This window comes from Streptomyces sp. NPDC051963 (genome assembly GCF_044593495.1).
Classification (GTDB): Bacteria; Actinomycetota; Actinomycetes; order Streptomycetales; family Streptomycetaceae; genus Streptomyces.
On record NZ_JBIUCC010000018.1, the window covers coordinates 1 to 15,727 of the forward strand.

Genomic DNA, 15,727 nt, shown 5'->3' on the forward strand with positions numbered 1-15,727 from the left:
CCATCACGAGCACATCAGCACGCGCCTGCCCGCCCGCACTCAACGTCCCGGGCCTGCAGGCTGCGCACGAAGGGCGGTTCAGCCATGAGGCAGCCTCCTGTGCACCATGCCGTCGAGGTCGCACTGACCAGACCCGCCGTCCCCGGTGAACTCCGCTCCGCCTGTCGTCATGTGCCCTTGGCGGTGAATGCGGACCGCACCAGGCTGATGGTGGTCCACAGCGCGCGCAGTCCCGGCCGGGCACTGCATGTGCTGCGGCGCCGACTGGGCACGCTGTTGCCCATCGACGGCCTGACCACGCACTACCCTGACCGGCGCGGCCAGGTCCTGCTCAACCTGGACCTCGACTCCGCCGTTCATGAGGCTCTCTGCAGGGACGCAGCGGTCCTGGGGCAGCGCCCGCGGGACGTGCTCAGCCGACGTCTGCACGCAGCCGTGGCCCGAGATGCGCGGAAGCGCGCCCGGGGCCTGGAGGACCAGCTCAACAGCGTGCTCGCCCACTACACGCCCGATGAAGTCCTAGCTGGCGTGGCCCGGTGCCTGTGCGGGCGCAGTCACCGATGCACACCGCCGGCGCTGTAGGCCCGCCTAGCGCAGCAACTGCTGGTCTTTCCCTTCTGCCCTTCTGCTTCTCTCTTTCACGGAGGCTTTGTTGTACACGCTCACCGACGAGCAAGCTCACGCCCTCAACCTTTTCAAGGCCGGTCGCCATCTGGTCCTTCAGGCCGGCGCGGGGACCGGGAAAACCAGCACGCTTGAGCTGCTCGCCGGAAGCACCCAGCGCTGCGGCCGCTACGTCGCCTTCAACAAAAACATCGCCCGGGATGCCGCGGCCCGCTTCCCCCGCACGGTGACGTGTAGGACCGCCCACGCCACCGCCTACGCCGCCGTCGGCCACCGCTACACAGGCCGCCTCAACAGCCCCCGCCAGGCCGCCTGGAAAACCGGCCAAGCGCTCGGCATCACCCGGCCGGTCCGCATCGGCGATCACGAGATCACTCCCCGGATGCTCTCCCACAACGTGCTTCGCACCGTGACCCGCTACTGCCACTCCGCCGACCGCGCCCTCGCCCACCACCACGTGCCCCGCCTGCGCGGCCTGACCGCCCCCGGCGAGCACGAGCAACTCGCTGACATCGCCGTGCAGTTCGCTGGCAGGGCCTGGGCCGACCTACAAGACCGCGACCAGGGGGTGGTGCGTTTCGAGCACGACCACTACCTGAAGATGTGGGCTCTGACCGAGCCGAAGATCGAGGCGGACTTCCTCTTCCTCGACGAAGCCCAGGACACCAACCCGGTCCTGGAGGAGGTCTTCAACGCGCAGCGCGGGCACGCCCAGCTCGTCATGGTCGGCGACTCAGCCCAGGCCATCTACGGCTGGCGCGGCGCTCGGGATGTGATGACCGGTTTCGACGCTACCCCCCTCACCCTGACCCACTCCTTCCGTTTCGGCCCTGTGATTGCCCAAGAGGCCAATCGGTGGCTGGCTCTGGCCGACGCTCCCATCCGTCTGACCGGCACCGAGAGCATCCCTGCCGAGGCAGGCGGCCTCGACTGCCCGGACGCGGTGCTGTGCCGCACCAACATCGGCGCCATGACCGAAGTCATGCGCCTTCTCGCCGCTGGCCACCGGGTCGCCCTGACCCGGGGAGGACAGCAGTTGGCCGCACTCGCGCTCGCCGCCCGCGACCTCAAGAGCGGCCACCGAACCCCCCACCCCGAACTCGTCCTCTTCCGCTCGTGGGGCGATTTACAGGACTACGCCGCATGCGATCCCGCGGGACGCGACGTGCAACCCTTCGTCGACCTCGTCGACGCCCACGGTCCCGACGCGATCCTTGCGGCCGTCGACCAGCTCACTGACGAAGAGCAGGCTGATGTGACCGTTTCCACGGCCCACACCGCCAAAGGCCGCGAATGGCCCACCGTCCAAATCGGCAACGACTTCCCACCCCCCAAAGACACCGACCAGCACGACGACCAAGGACGCCCTATCCCCGAACCCGTCAACGACACCGACGCCCGCCTCGCCTACGTCGCCGTCACCCGCGCCCGCCAGCACCTCGACCTGGGCGGCCTCTCTTGGATCAACACCCACCCAAGCCCGATGAGACCCGCGGCTACACGGCGCCTGCTGGAAAGCATGCCATCGTCGGATTCACTCGATGTCGACCTTTCTGGTCTGCCTGTCCAGGCCCCAGTCATTCCGCGTTCCCTACCTCGGCCCGCCACCGAGCAAGGTTGTGGCGAGTGATCAGGGTGTCAGGGTGATCGGAGCCCAGTACCCGCTCCTGATCGGCTAGCACGCGCTGGAGCGCGGCAGTAGCAGCGTCAGCGTTCCCTGTCACACCCCAGCAGTAAGCGAGGTTGTGGCGGGTCGTCAGGGTGTCGGGATGGCCGTGGCCCAGTACCCGCAGCATGTCGGTCAGCAGCTCTTCGAACGCAGCGACAGCACCCACCGCGTCCCCCGCCTCGCCCCGCCACCTGGCGAGGTTGTGGCGGGCGGTCAGAGTGTGGGGGTGATCAGGGCCCAGTACCCGCAGCATGTCCGTCAACAGCTCTTCGAACGCAGCAACGGCACCCACCGCGTCCCCCGTCTCCCCCTGCCAATAGGCGAGGTTGTGGCGGGTTGTCAGGGTGTCGGGATGGTCGTGGCCCAGCACTCTTTTCCTGTCGGCCAGCACGTCCTCGTACGCGGTGGTAGCACCGGCCACGTCACCTGCCTTTCTGCGCCAGTAGGCAAGACCGGCGCGGGCGGTCAGGGTGTGGGGATGATCGGGGCCGAGTGCGCTTTCCTCGTCGGTCAGCACCCCTTCGAACGCGGTAGCGGCACCGGCCGCATCTCCAACCATGCCCCGCCAGTAGGCGAGGTTGGCGCGAGCAGTCAGAGTGTGAGGGTCATCAGGACCAAGCACTCGCAGCATGTCCGTCAACAGCTCTTCGAACGCAGCAACGGCACCCACCACGTCCCCCGTCACGCCTTGCCAGTAGGCGAGGTTGGCCCGGGCGGTCAGAGTGTGGGAATGGTCAGGGCCGAGTTGCTGGCGGGCGGTGATGTGAAGGTCGTGGAAGTGGCTGCGGGCGGTGGCGGCGAGACCGGCGCTGCCAAGGCTGTTGCCTGTGTGGAAGAGGACGGGGTGGCTGACGGGCCGCCACAGGGCGTGTTGGGCATGCCGGGTGAGGGCGTTGGTGTTGGCGCGTAGTGCCTGGGCGAGGGCCGTGTCTCGTTCGACCTGGGGCCAGACTTCCAGAAGGGCGTCGGCGCAGACACGGGCCAGAGCGTCGCGTTGGTCGTCTGTCAGGGATTCGCGGGTGACACGTTGGGCGAGTCGGTGGACCCGAACAGCGTTGTGAGAGGTGCCGGAGGTGTGGTCGGCGAGACTGAGCCGATGCAGGCAGCGCAACGCGTCGGCCGCGTCTGCCTCGGTAACCGGCGGGCACAAGCCGATGGGGCCAGTGGCGTTACGGAAAGCGCGGTGTGCGGTGAGGTAGGCCAAAGCCGAAGGGCTGGTCAGAACGGTGATGGGGATGCCATTGGGGTCGAGCAGGCTGGCCAGGTGCATCAGAGGGCGGGCGACGCCTTCCGGGCTGAGCCGGTCGGCACGGTCGATGGACAGGGACCAGGTCGCAGCCACGGTGACGGCCTGGTCATCCGGCAGAGAGCCGGTCTCGGGGAGCAGGCCAGGCAGGGTACGAGCACGATCGGCCAACCGCTCGCGGTAGGTGGAGCAGTCCAGTTCGAGGTCGATCAGGTAGGCGACCGCTTGGGCCAGCGCCAACGGGAGGTGTTCCAGGTCTGCGGCCAGGCCGACGATCTGTTCGGGATCGTCCTGGCGGTTATGGACGGCGAGCTTCGCGGTCAGGTAAGCGGCTGCCTCGGCGGAGGTGAACTGGTCGATGCCGATGAAATGCCGGCTGTGGCCGCGCAGCGCGGCGTCACGACGGCGGGTGGTGACCAACACCCGGCCTCGATGGTGTTCAGGCGGCCACAGGCCACGCACGGCGGTGAGGTCGGCCAGGTCATCCAGGATGATCAGCCATCGGCGGTCGGTGGTCTCGGCCCAGGCCAGGGAGCGAGTGGCGGCCTGCTCGGGATCTGCGGGGGCGGCGTCTGCAACGTCGGCCCCGGCATTGGCATAGCCGCTGATGATCGCATCCCGGCTGGAGGCGGTAACCCACACCAGGAGATCCACGGCACCAGCCTGCCAGGCCGTGCGAGCGTAGAAGGCGGCAAGCTGAGTCTTACCGACCCCTCCCGTCCCCGACAGCACGCTGGGGCTGCCCGCGGCGATCTTCTGGGCCAAGGCGTCCGCGGCGGCACGGTGCTGAAAACACTCCGCCAGTGGTGGGAGCGCCCCGACCAGATGCGGCCAGCACGCCGAGAAGCGTGCGGCGGCATAATACGTCTGCGTCACCGTCTCGGCGTGCCCGACGCTTAGGCCGCCGTTCTGAGCGACGAGCGACGTCTGCGCCTTGACGTACAGGGCGGACCTGGTGCCGGGACCGGTCAGACGTGGTCCGGGCCCGGCGGCTGAGGGTTTCCGACCGTCACGTCCCCCGTGCGCACAGCGGCCACCGACCCCCGGTCGGCCCGGAGGTCAGCGTTCCCACCAATGGCGACCCCGCCGTCCCGGGCCACCATGCCTCCCGTGGCATGCCGGACCAGGTCCAGGAGCGCCTGCAGTTGCTCGACTGCTGCCCTGCGGTCGGGCTCTTCCAGGTCTTCGAGCAGGTCCTGAAACCGGGTCTGCCAGGCGGCCGTCACAGCGGCCTGGGTCTGCCCAGCCTCCCCGGGAACAGCACTCACGATGGCTGCTGCCGTCTGGTCCAAACGCCCCAGGGCTCGCCGGCTCTGGGGTGCGTTCTCTCTGCCAAAGAGCCGGGCTACCCTCTCCCGAACTGCCGTCCAGGCATCAGTACCTGCTGCTGCGGCCACCGCCGCACCGGCTGCTGAAGCCAAGGCCGTCAACGCCTCATCCAACATGCCATCCCCCAACCTGCCTTCCCGGCAAGGCCGCCAGCCAGCCCACCCCTCCGAGTAACTAAGCGTACGGGCGAGGACACATTGCGCGATCTGTTCGGACCTCCCGCTGTGAGAGCAGCGGCTCGACAGCCGCCGAGTTCTTGCCACTTGATGCGCAATCAGCACCGCAGCCCCTCCGTTTCGTGAGCGGCTGCGCCCATTGCTCACGACGCCCCTCAATTACGGGCCGCCCTCGCTTGCAGGACGGAGTGAGAGGCTCGAAGGTGCGCAGTGCCGTGCAGGGGAGGTCGCGGGTGAAGGTGTTGATGGAGCGGGGCGCCGCCTGGCACCCGTCGCGGAGGGTGAAGCGGGATCTGGGTCTGGTCAGCAGACTGACGGACACCGCGGCAACTGGCCACGGCGGAAAGACCCTCTGCAGGCACGCAGCCCCGACCCGGTCAGTGTGCGTCGTCCGGAAGAAGGCAGGCGAGCGCGCGCACAGCGCGGTACTGGAGGGTTTTGATGGCTGCCTCATTCTTGCCCATCACCCGGGCGGTCTCCGCGACGGAGAGGCCCTGCAGGAAGCGGAGCGTGACGCACTCCTGCTGCTGCGGGTTGAGCTGGCGCACGGCGTCGAGCAGTGCGGCGTTCGACAGGGACTCCAGGACGGAGTCCTCGGAGGAGCGCTCGACCTCGTTGGCGTCGAGCATCTCGCCGGTGGTCACTTCCAGCCGGAAGCGGCTCGACTTGAAGTGATCCGCCACGAGGTTGCGGGCGATCGTCACCAGCCAGGCGCCGAAGTCACGGCCCTGCCAGGTGAAGGTGCCGATGCGGCGCAGGGCGCGCAGGAACGTCTCGCTGGTGAGGTCCTCGGCGGTGGCTTTGCCTCCAACCCGGTAGTAGATGTACCGGTACACAGAGTCGCTGTACTGGTCGTAGAGGCGGCCGAAGGCGTCGGCTTCGCCGGCCTGGGCACGCTCCACGAGATCCGTCATCCGGGCGCCGCCGCGGTCCGTGACCGGCCGAGAGGTGTGGGCATCTGCCGGAGTGGCCATGTGCGGCCGCCCGGCTCGGCCGGTTGCCCTGTGCGCGACTGCCGGGCAGAGTGCGAGTTCTTCTTCGCCAGGGCCAACTGTCTTTGGGGCGGTTACCTGTTCGTCCGGCACCACTGGGGTGGCGGCATACGTTTCCGGCTCAGGTGCGACCGGGCAGGTGCGGGCCATGAGTCGCCGCAGGCGCTCGGCGGTCGCCTCCTCGTCGGACCACATCTGTGCCAGGGCGTGGCGCGTCTGCCCCAGTCGCTCTTCGACGCTCATGTGCACCCTCCTTCCTCTTTGTCATACATCTGGGCAAGGTGGGACAGTGCGCGGGATACATGGCCTCTCGCCGAGCTGGGCTGTATGCCCATGACGTCAGCGACTTGTTCATAGGGCAGGTCGAACAGGCAGCGCAGGACCAGGGCCTGGCGCTGCTGTTTCGGTAACTCGCGCAGGCTGCGCAGGAGGTCGAGCCGCTCTTCGCAGGAAATGGTGGCGTCGTCGTACAGGTGCTGGTCGAAGTCGGCCGGGTCGGTCGGCTCCCCCAGCCGCCAGTGCTCCATGTAGATCTTGGCGTGCCGCTGCGCGGCCACCGTGAAGAGCCATGCCTGCGGCTTCGGGTGGTCTTTGAGGCGATCCCAGGAGCGCAGTGCCTCCTCCATGGTCGTCTGAGCCGCTTCTTCCAGCACATCGTTGTGGGCACCGCGAGTGAAGAGGTAGCGGCGCACGCATGGCTCGTGATGCATGAAGAACGCCTCGAACCCGGTTACTGACGGACGGGATTGCGCGCCTGTCATGGTGTGCTGCACCGGTCGGGCGTCGGCGGGCGAGGCTCCGTGCGGATCTCCATGCTGCGGCGGCCGCCCGGCTCCTGTCGCACGACAAGACGGCTGCCCGGCGGGAGTCGCTCCACCAGGGCCACCAGTCCGGCATGCCGTTCCCGCTCGGCTCGTACCGCTTCGCGGAAACGGAACGCTTCCTTGAGAAGCCCCCACGCGTGCGCTCCGCCGGCGTGCCTGGCTGCCAGACCGGCAGCTGCGGCGGCAAGTATTGGTGCCACGTCAGTCAGTGTTCCCACACCGTCTCCATCCGCCGGTTCCGGCACCCGCCCACTGGCGGTCCTCATCACAGGAAAGGCGGCCGTCGGTCAAAACGCTGCACTAGGAGTGAGGTTGATGCCCGGCACCCGGAAATCTGCGCCAACCGATCTGTGTGGTGCGCTGGTTGTGATGGGCTGTCCTTGCCGACACCGCGGGTGGATCTGCTGGCCACTCCCCCACGCTGACAGCCACCGGGTGGCTCTGTACGTGAGAACGGGCTCTGGTCCACTTCTTGTGGACGTGTACGCAGCGTGAGGGCCGCCTTAGTGTGACAGCGGTAGAAGCCCGTCGGCTGAAATCACAACCCCATGAAGGGTCGAGCGGCCCCGGTACTGAGCGTCCTCAACCCTCTCTACTGCCCACCGTCAACAACGACAGGTGCAGTGCCGTCGTCCGGGAAGAAAGTGTCGGCAATCCGGACGAGCTCGGCGTCACTCAGCTGAGGTGGTGTCCACCCGCGCCCGCGTGCGTGATCAACGAATTGTGCGTCGAGGGGCACGTGATAGTGCTCGACGTAGTACGCCAGATCCGTGTACCAGAACCACTCACCGTCAGTGAGGAGATGCAGGCCGCCGATCAGCTCGTTCCTAGCGCTGAGGACGTCATGGACCCGTGAGGTGGTCGCGGCCAGCACCGAGCCAGCACGCAGGTAGCGAACGAGGTCCGTTTCATAGGCCGCACCCTTTCTTTGCATGCAGTCCCTCAGCGAGGGCCCGTCGGTGCGGCCATGCTCCAACTCCCGGAATTCCCCGAGGAATCGGTCTGCGTGCACGTTCGCGCTGCTCACGGCAGCATCCTATGCGCCGATCGCAGGCTAAGGCAGAATCTCCGCAGACGAGCTCTGAAGGCTCTCGCTCACGCCAGCAGGACACGCTTGCGGAGGAGCTCGAATCCTGCGCGGCCGAACATCTGGCGCTTGAGCATCTTGATCCGGTTGACATGACCTTCCACGACGCCGGAGTTCCACGGTTGGGAGAGCCCTGCGACGACGGCGTCAAGGTCGCGTTCGAGGTGGTGAGCGAACCGGCTGAGACTGGGCAAGTCGGCAGAGACTCTGGCTGATTCGATCCACTCTGGCAGTTGGTCGCCTCGAAGGTCGGTGACCATGTGGGCGAAGGCCCGCACGTGCTTGGCGAGGACATCCAGCTCGGGGCAGTTGACCAGCACAGCCTTGAGCTGGATCCGGTTGCTCTCGACCAGTGCGTTCGGGTGGGTCAGGATCCAGCGGGTCACGGCGCGGGCCGAGGGCGGCCGGGGCCCGACCGGCTGGGGTTTGCGGCGCAGAGTCCTGCTCACGTAGTTCCGGACGTTTCCGTAGCCGTCCGGGTAGCCCTGCTCTCTGATCTCCTCCCACAGCTTCCAGGCGTTGGTGCAGCCTTCCTCCCAGCGCTGGGCTAGGTAGGGCTTGTAGGCGTCGAGCTTGGTCGCGCGGCTTTGCCACTGCCCGGTGAACAACTCTTCCGGCGTGGTGGCGCGCGAGAAGCGCAGGATCGTGTTGAGCGTCATGCCGAGCTGCCGGGCGACGGACCGCTTGCTGTGGCCGGCGTCCAGAAGCGCGTGGATGGTGGCGTGCTTGGCGCGGGTGCGTTCGGCGAACCGGTGGCCTGTGGGCCAGGGCGACGTCGCAGCCGACTCCGCCTCCTCCGCTGGTTCCTCAGGCCGTTCTGGCGCGGGGCGCAGGCAACCGCGGTGCCGGTAGACGCACTTCTCGGCGGCTTCGCCCAGGTTGTGCCAGAGGTGCCACCGGTCCGCAATTTGAATGGCCTGTGGGGCGCCACGGGTCGCCGCCTCGGCGAAGAAGGGGGCACGGTCGCGGCAGACGATCTCGATGCCGGGCCGTTTGGCCAACCAGGCAGCAAGCGTGTCCGCCTCCCGGTCCGGCAGGAGATCGATCGGGCGACGTGTCTCGACGTCGACGAGCACAGTTCCGTAGATACGGCCCTTTCGCTGGGCGTATTCGTCCACGCCGACCACGCGGGGCACCGTGACCGGAGGATCGGGCAGCGAGACGATCAGCCGCAGCAGAGTGTTCCGGCTGACCGGTGCCCCCAAGATGTCCGTCATCCGGGCGCCGGCCCTGCCGGCAAGGGCAAGGCCGACCGAGAGCAACATCGATCGCAGCCGCTCGGTCCGACGACCGAACCGGCGGGTCAGCCCGGGCACCTGCTCGGCAAATGTCCTCCGCGAGCAAGACTCCTCCACGCAGACGAAGCGACGCACCCGTAACGACACCACAACGAACTTGCCGACCGCTGGCAGATCACGAGGGAACCGCAGGTAGGAGCCGTGTATTCGGTCCGACCAGCACCCGCACCGCGGGCATGCCGCCCGGCTGGCAGTCGTGCGGGCCTCGACACGGACGACCGTGTCGGACACCTCGACGGATTCCACGAACACGCCCTCCATTGAGGAGAACAGCAGCTCATCCAGCTGCGGCCGTACCTTGTTCACGGCGTAGACTGTCGACCCTGCCGCCTGTCGGCTGGGCGATTTTCGGGCGACCTGGACCCGCATCGCCCAGAGGTCAATAGTCACGCTGCGTACACCGCCACAAGAAGTGGACCAGAGCCCCAACTCGTGAACAAAGCTAACCGGGAGTGGGTGCATTACCGTGGCAGCCGTCAGCGCCGCGGGACTCCCGTCCCAGCGCTGGTGCAGCCAGATTTCCGGGGCCGTCAATCCTGGACCCGTTCAGTCGGTGTGGCGTTGGGTGGGGTCGAGGCGGCTGAGGACGGCGCGCACCAGGTCCCGGCTGTAAGCAGGGAGCGATGCGGCCGCGCCGTGTGGCGTGGGCTGGTGTGGCGGTCCTGCGGTACCGGGCCCCTTCATGTCGGGGCCTCCACGCTCTTCCCAGAGCAGGTAGGTGATTTTGGCCCACTGGCGGAAGTTGCCGTGGCAGGCAAGGTCGTCGACCCACAGCAGGTCGTCGGTGGGAACGTCGGTCCACAGCGGGTGGTACTTGGGGATGACGGTGAGGACTTCACTGGGCGTGAGGGGCTTGTAGCGCTGCCAGACGAGGATGCGGGAGTCGAGGGCAGGCCGGTTTTTGATCTTCTGGTAGCAGGTTTCGGCACCGACGAGGACGATGGCGAGGCGGGTGTCTTCGTCGTCCCAGAGCTCGCGGATGAATTCGAAGGCCCGGGTGTCCAGCCACTGAGCTTCGTCGACGACCAGGACGCGCGGGGTTTCCGACAGTGCTTCCTTGAGGATGGCTTCACAGCGGGTGCTGTTGAGGGGGGCCTCGCCAGGGAGGTCGAGCTTTTGGTACAGCGAGGCGCGCAGGGCCTGGATTTTGGCGGAGCCGACTTTGATGCGCAGGGTGGTGTGGGGGGCGAGGTCGTCGAGGTGGCTGTTGACGGCGAAGGTCTTGCCCAGGCCGACGCCGCCGTGGACGCACATGATGGCGCCCTTGCCGGCGTCGGCGTTGAGGGTGGTGACAAGGTTGGCGTAGGTCTCTGCGCTGGCCTGGGTCAGCATGGCGCGGGCGCCGGGCAGGCCCATGTAGTGGTAGTTGGGGCCGGCGGTCGGCTGGTTCTCGGGCGTGGTGGTCGGGTGGGTCACTCGGTGTCCTGGGGCTTGGGGCCGGGCCGGGGCTTGGTCCAGCGGGCGGAGTCGGGCTGGGGCCGGTTGAGGAGGTCAGGCCGGGCCTCGGCCTGCAGGTGACCTTCCGGTGTCTGCAGTTCGCGTAGCTGGGCGGCTGCTTGGCTGGCGGTGAGCCGGTTGAGGGGCTCGGGCGCGGCGGCGACGCTGGTGGCGGCGTAGCGGGGTGTGGCGCTTTTGCGTGCCCGGCGGGCTTTGGCGGCGTAGCGGTCGGCTTCGCGCTGGCGGGCGTTGCGCAGTGCGCGGGCTTGGCGGGGGTTCATCTCGTCGCTGCGGAAGGCGGGTCCGCGGTAGGTGAGAGTGTCGGCGTCGTAGAGCTCGACGCGGTGGTAGTGGTGGGGTTCGTGGCGCAGACGGACCATCTCGCCGGCGCTTGAGTGGCCGTGCATCCAGTCGCCGACGTAGTAGGCGCTCTTCCAGCGCACCCCCTTGCTGGTGATCTTCCGGGGTGGGCCGCCGTCCATGAGGGTGTAGGTGTGCAGATCTGCGAGGTCGAGGGTGTCGATGGGGGTGAGGTCGGCGTGCCAGGCCTGGGCGGGGGTGCGCCGGTGGAGGCGGGCGATGGTGTGGTCGTTGTTCCACCAGTCCACCCAGTCCAGGACGACGGTGACGAAGGTTTCGTAGTCGAGGAGTTCGTTAAGGGCCCACAGGGGCTGGCCGCGGCGGTCGCGGCGGCTTCGGGGGGTGTGGGCGTAGCCGGGCAGTCCTTTGAACAGCATGTGCTTGGCGGCGCCGTTGACGGCTTCGACGGTGCCTTTGAGGTGGGGGCTGTAGGGCGGCAGGACGATCAGTTCGGTGCCGAACTTTTTGAACGCCTCGTCCACGCACTTGCCCAGGAAGTCACGGCCGCGGTCGGTGCGGATCTTGCGGGGGATGCCGCCGAAGGGCCGGTGGTGGTCCGTGCAGAGGATGGCGTCGCGGGCGGCGGCCAGGATGGCGTCCTGGCTGGGCTGGTGGGGGGTGATGGCCAGCCCGCAGATGACGGCGGTGGTGTGGTCGATGAACCAGGTGATCCAGGGTTTGCGGCGGTGGCCGTCGACGTTGACGAAGAGGCTGGCTTCGACGTGGTCGGTCTCCCAGACGTCGTTGCGGTTGCCGTGCGGGCGCAGGGCGTGCACGTCGTGTCGGCGGCGGGCAGCTTCGCCCCCTTTGAGGGCGGCGCGCTGGCCGGGCGTGAGTTCCCGGTCTACGGCACGGTAGAAGGTCGCCTGGGACACGCGAGGCGGGCTGCCGAAGATGCCGTCGGCGACGAGTTCGCGGTAGGTGGCTGCCGCGTTGCCGTTCCATCGGGCCAGGGCTTCATGCATGGCCGGGGTGAGGGTGAAGTGGCGGCGGCCTTGGGGGGTGTAGGTGCCTTGGTGGGCGTCGGCGTTGTCCATCCAGTGGCGCACGGTGCGCCAGTTGACGGTGAAGGCGGCGGCGACGGTGCGGACATCGTGGTGAGCGAGGCGGTCTGCGTCGCGCAGGCGCAGCAGTCGGCGGACCGCGGCGGCGCGCAGGGAGGTGGTGTCGTAGGGGCCGTCGGGCGGTGGCGTAGCGGGCACGGGTGTCCGGGGTCTTCCTGGGGGTGGTGGACGTCGGGGCGGTGAGTCAGGCGGGGGCGAGGGAGAGCAGGCCGGCGCCGTAGGCCTTGCCGCGGCCGATGCCGGTCAGTACGGCGCGGCGCAGTTGGTCGGCGTCGGCGATGGTGGCCTCGCCGTCGAAGCGCCTGAGTGCGCACCAGAAGGTGTCCGGTTGCCGGCCGCCCTCGTGCCAGCGGGTGATGGCGCGTCGGGATCGCGGCAGGGGGGTGAGGGCGGCACTGTGCACGTCGAGTCCTGCGTGGGTGGCTTTGCGCTGCCACCAGGCGAGGGCGTCATCGCCGTCCAGAGGGACGTCTGTGCGGCGGGGTTTGGCTGCCGGGAAGAAGGGAGCGGCGTCGGCGTCCTCCTCCTTTTTGACCGTGTAGCGGGTGCTGGGATTGGCGGTGATGCGGTAGCGCACGCGTCGGCCGGTGGTGAGGGCGGCCAGCAGGGGTGCGAGGTCGCGGGTCTCGACGGCGCCGCAGCCAGGGGGCAGGCGGGTGAAGTCGGGCGGCATCCGGGACTGGACGAGCAGCGTCGGCGGCATGGTGCGGGTGGCGTGCTCGAGACGGAAGAGCAGTCCCGCATCCTGGCGGGGGTTTCCGCCCATGCCTTCGGGGGCCAGGAGCATGACCGTCTTGTGCAGGCTGGCGGGCCGGTCCACGTTGCGGCGGATGTCTCGGTTTTCGAGGTTGAGGCGGATCCGGATCAGGGTTGCTGCGGCGGGCTCAGTTGCGGTCGGTGCGCTCATCGAGGGTGTCCTGCTGGATGTAGTCGGCCAGGGCGTTGAGGGCGGGTGGGGCGGCGTACAGGGAGGCGGGCAGTTCTTCGGGGCTGCGCCAGACCCGGCGGGTGCGGTGGAGGCGCTTGGTGGGGGTGAAGTCGACGGGCACGTCGGCGAGTTCCCGGTGCACTTGGGCGGCCGGAATGTGCTCGGGGCGGTGCTCCCAGACGAAGTCGACGGGCACGGTGGCCTGTTCGGGTCTGGGCGGGGCGGCAAGGCTGAGCGGGACGCGGGCAAGGAGCTCGTCCACTGGTTGGGGGTGCGGGTCGCGCAGGACGAGGGGTTCGTCGGGGATACAGGCGCGTCGGCCCAGGTAGGGCGCGAAGGCGGGCTGTTCGAGCCGGTGGGTGAGGTGTTCCAGGAGCGGGTCGGGGCCCTGGACGGCGACGGTGAAGACGGCGTCGGTCAGGTAGACGCGGTGGCTGATGTGGGTGGAGGCCTTCTGGCTGCGGTAGCCGCCGTTACTGGTGGGCAGGCCCTGCTTGTGGGGGCGGCCGCCGCCGGCCGTATGGAAGTCGGTGTGGCGGTGGCCCGGCCGGTCGATGCGGACGGTGAAGACCAGATCGCTGTAGGGGATGACGCCGGTGGCGGGGTCGGGGGCGAGGGCTTCCTCGCGGGAGCGGCCGTCGGCGGCGGCGAACATGCCGATGAGGGCGGAGCGGGTGGGGAAGGCGACAGTGTCGCGGTACCGGAAGGCGGCGTATTCGCCGAAGGACATCAGCGGGGCGGCCAGGCGCAGCACGATGCCGTTCACGCATTTGCCCGGGACGGGGAGGGCTGGGCGGCGGCCTCGGTGAGGGCGTCGGTGAGTTCCTCGAAGGAGGCGTGGGCGGTGCCGAGGTGGTCGACGGGGGTTTCCTGAAGGGTGGTGTAGCCGTGGGCGATGCGGCGGCGCTCGCCGATCAGCCGGTTGAGGGCGCCGGCGTGCTGGGAGAGGGCGTTAACGGCGGGGATGGTGTGGCCGCCGCCGTGGGCGTGCTTGACGGGATGTTCGAAGGCGGCGGCGTAGGAGACCGGGCGGCGGTCACGCACGGCGTAGGCGACGAGGTGGGGCAGGGTATGTGGTGCGGTGGAGGTCTTCTTCGCCCGCGGCATGGTCTCGATGAATGCCTCGGTGAACAGGCCGAGCAGGTTAAGGGCCTGCTTCTCGTCACCGCCGAGGTTGCGGACGAGTTCGGTGAGGTTGACGGTCGCGTAGCGGTAGAGGATGCCGGACGTGAAGAAGCTGGTCTGCAGGTGCGCGCTGCCCGACGCGCCGGCGGCGGGCCAGTCCTCGACAGTGGTGAAGTAGTCCGGCTGCGGGTCGCTTTGGTGCACTGAGAAGGCGTGAGCCATCTGCACGGCGCCGTCCACCTGAGCGCCGGACAGTTCGGCAAGCATCCGGCCGAACAGGTTGATGGTCGCTGTGCGGCGGCGGATCAGCGCGGCAACTTTTGCGGTGGGCAGGACGGCGGGCGGGCCCTCGCCCTTTTTCTTGCGGCTCTTCTTGGGCTTGTCTGCCGCGGCGGCCTCTTGGATGCGGGCCTCTTCCAGTGCCGTTCGGTGTTCCTGGCACAGGTCGGTCATCTCGGCGACGACGTCACGGGGCATGTACAGGAGGGCGGACGTGATGCCGCCCTGTGCCTCTTCGGTCTTCAGGCCCTCGCTGTTGGCCGAGCGGGCGACCTGGGCGCCTGCGTAGGCGGCCAGGTCTTCCGGCCAGTCGGCCTCGCGCAGGGCTTCGGCCACGAGCAGCGGCAGCCTGCGGGTGCGCACCGCGTGTTCGTCGAGCTGCTCCTCCATATCCAGGCGGATCGGCCGCTTCCAGGACTGGGAGGAGACCATGGCACGGACCGATCCGCCGAGCAGCAGGGTTTTGGGTTCATCGTCCTCCCCCCGGTTGAGCAGGGAGGCGGGCACCGGATGCAGGGCGTGCAGGTCGATGTAGCGGGCGGGCGCGTAGGCGGCCACGTCAGTTCTCCTGGGATACGAGGCGGTCGAGGGTGAGGAAGTAGGACTCGGTCCAGCGGTCGGCGATGTACAGCCGGTCGGTGTCCCACCAGGCGAGGTCTTCCAGCAGGACGGCGAAGTCGAGGCGGGCTGCATCCAGGCTGCTCAGGTGCGCGGTGAGGGTCCAGAGCCGGGGGTGCAGCCGGGTGGCGGGCAGCCTGGTGAGGGTTTTGATGCGGTCGTCCATGCGGCCTTGCTTGAAGCCGTGCCGGGCCACGGCAATCGCCAGGGTGGTGCCGAGATTCGGGCGTGCCCGCCACGCCCGCCCGTCATACGGCCGCACGGGGTTCTCGGCGGGCCGATCGCCCTGGCCTGGGGTGTCCAGGGCCCTGTCCGTGGGGCCGGCGCCGGGCGGGTCCTCGTCTCGACTGTCGGCTTCGAGAGTGTTGCCACTAGCGGGGACAGCCGATTCGGGGGTGTAGGGCTCGTCATCGTCCCTGAGGTGGCGGTGTGCGGCGATCAGGCTGGCGACTGTGTAGTGGGCTTGCCGGGCGCCGAAGCCGCTGATGCGGGCGACGAGGTAGGGCTTCATCCGGTCGCACTCTTCGACAGGGCGTCCGCGCCCTGACGCGAGGGCGGAGCGCACGCCGCCCACGGTGCACAGATCGATGATGTCGGCGACGAAGGCGTCGTAGTGGGCGCGGCGTTGCGCGGTGGTGAGCGTGGGCACGGTGGTTCCCGAAGAGAGGGGG

General features: G+C 68.6%; 15 protein-coding genes. 2 read left to right on the forward strand and 13 right to left on the reverse strand.

The window, feature by feature from the left end:
- Positions 1 to 84: 84 nt before the first annotated feature.
- Positions 85 to 582 carry a hypothetical protein gene (locus ACIHFB_RS44375; RefSeq protein WP_400129834.1) on the forward strand — a complete coding sequence of 166 codons (498 nt, stop codon included), beginning with the start codon at positions 85 to 87 and terminating at the stop codon, positions 580 to 582.
- A 70-nt stretch (positions 583 to 652) separates the two neighbouring features.
- The gene (locus ACIHFB_RS44380; RefSeq protein ID WP_400129835.1) at positions 653 to 2,254 is read left to right on the forward strand and encodes a UvrD-helicase domain-containing protein; all 1,602 of its coding nucleotides are present in this window, start codon (positions 653 to 655) and stop codon (positions 2,252 to 2,254) included.
- Here the strand turns inward: ACIHFB_RS44380 and ACIHFB_RS44385 are convergent.
- The 13 genes from ACIHFB_RS44385 to ACIHFB_RS44445 form a co-directional block, all read right to left on the reverse strand.
- Positions 2,202 to 4,415 carry a tetratricopeptide repeat protein gene (locus tag ACIHFB_RS44385; protein WP_400129836.1) on the reverse strand — a complete coding sequence of 738 codons (2,214 nt, stop codon included), beginning with the start codon at positions 4,413 to 4,415 and terminating at the stop codon, positions 2,202 to 2,204. The two genes, ACIHFB_RS44380 and ACIHFB_RS44385, sit on opposite strands and share 53 nt — an antisense overlap.
- A gap of 92 nt (positions 4,416 to 4,507) precedes the next feature.
- Positions 4,508 to 4,807 carry a hypothetical protein gene (locus tag ACIHFB_RS44390; protein WP_400129837.1) on the reverse strand — a complete coding sequence of 100 codons (300 nt, stop codon included), beginning with the start codon at positions 4,805 to 4,807 and terminating at the stop codon, positions 4,508 to 4,510.
- 614 nt (positions 4,808 to 5,421) lie between these two features.
- A complete protein-coding gene (locus ACIHFB_RS44395; RefSeq protein WP_400129889.1) occupies positions 5,422 to 6,186 on the reverse strand; it encodes an ECF subfamily RNA polymerase sigma factor, BldN family in 765 nt (254 codons plus the stop codon).
- Between the two features lie 89 nt (positions 6,187 to 6,275).
- Positions 6,276 to 6,809, reverse strand: a complete 534-nt coding sequence (locus ACIHFB_RS44400; protein WP_400129839.1) for an RNA polymerase sigma factor — start codon at positions 6,807 to 6,809, stop codon at positions 6,276 to 6,278.
- On the reverse strand, positions 6,794 to 7,060 hold the full coding sequence (locus ACIHFB_RS44405) for a hypothetical protein (RefSeq protein ID WP_400129841.1): 267 nt from the start codon (positions 7,058 to 7,060) through the stop codon (positions 6,794 to 6,796). The genes ACIHFB_RS44400 and ACIHFB_RS44405 overlap by 16 nt, the downstream gene beginning before the upstream one ends.
- 392 nt (positions 7,061 to 7,452) lie before the next feature.
- Positions 7,453 to 7,887 (reverse strand): hypothetical protein, encoded by a 435-nt coding sequence (locus ACIHFB_RS44410; protein WP_400129842.1) that lies wholly within the window; start codon positions 7,885 to 7,887, stop codon positions 7,453 to 7,455.
- Between the two features lie 68 nt (positions 7,888 to 7,955).
- The gene (locus ACIHFB_RS44415) at positions 7,956 to 9,551 is read right to left on the reverse strand and encodes an ISL3 family transposase (protein WP_400129843.1); all 1,596 of its coding nucleotides are present in this window, start codon (positions 9,549 to 9,551) and stop codon (positions 7,956 to 7,958) included.
- A 240-nt stretch (positions 9,552 to 9,791) separates the two neighbouring features.
- Complete coding sequence (locus ACIHFB_RS44420) at positions 9,792 to 10,661, reverse strand: AAA family ATPase (RefSeq protein ID WP_400129844.1); 870 nt, start codon at positions 10,659 to 10,661, stop codon at positions 9,792 to 9,794.
- Positions 10,658 to 12,244, reverse strand: a complete 1,587-nt coding sequence (locus ACIHFB_RS44425; protein ID WP_400129845.1) for a Mu transposase C-terminal domain-containing protein — start codon at positions 12,242 to 12,244, stop codon at positions 10,658 to 10,660. Before ACIHFB_RS44425 ends, ACIHFB_RS44420 begins: the two co-directional genes overlap by 4 nt.
- A gap of 46 nt (positions 12,245 to 12,290) precedes the next feature.
- Positions 12,291 to 13,013 carry a type I-E CRISPR-associated protein Cas6/Cse3/CasE gene (gene cas6e / locus ACIHFB_RS44430; RefSeq protein ID WP_400129846.1) on the reverse strand — a complete coding sequence of 241 codons (723 nt, stop codon included), beginning with the start codon at positions 13,011 to 13,013 and terminating at the stop codon, positions 12,291 to 12,293.
- A complete protein-coding gene (cas5e, locus tag ACIHFB_RS44435; protein ID WP_400129847.1) occupies positions 12,991 to 13,800 on the reverse strand; it encodes a type I-E CRISPR-associated protein Cas5/CasD in 810 nt (269 codons plus the stop codon). The genes cas6e and cas5e overlap by 23 nt, the downstream gene beginning before the upstream one ends.
- Positions 13,797 to 14,996, reverse strand: a complete 1,200-nt coding sequence (gene cas7e, locus ACIHFB_RS44440) for a type I-E CRISPR-associated protein Cas7/Cse4/CasC (protein WP_400129848.1) — start codon at positions 14,994 to 14,996, stop codon at positions 13,797 to 13,799. Before cas7e ends, cas5e begins: the two co-directional genes overlap by 4 nt.
- Position 14,997: 1 nt before the next feature.
- On the reverse strand, positions 14,998 to 15,705 hold the full coding sequence (locus ACIHFB_RS44445) for a type I-E CRISPR-associated protein Cse2/CasB (protein ID WP_400129849.1): 708 nt from the start codon (positions 15,703 to 15,705) through the stop codon (positions 14,998 to 15,000).
- Positions 15,706 to 15,727: the final 22 nt, after the last annotated feature.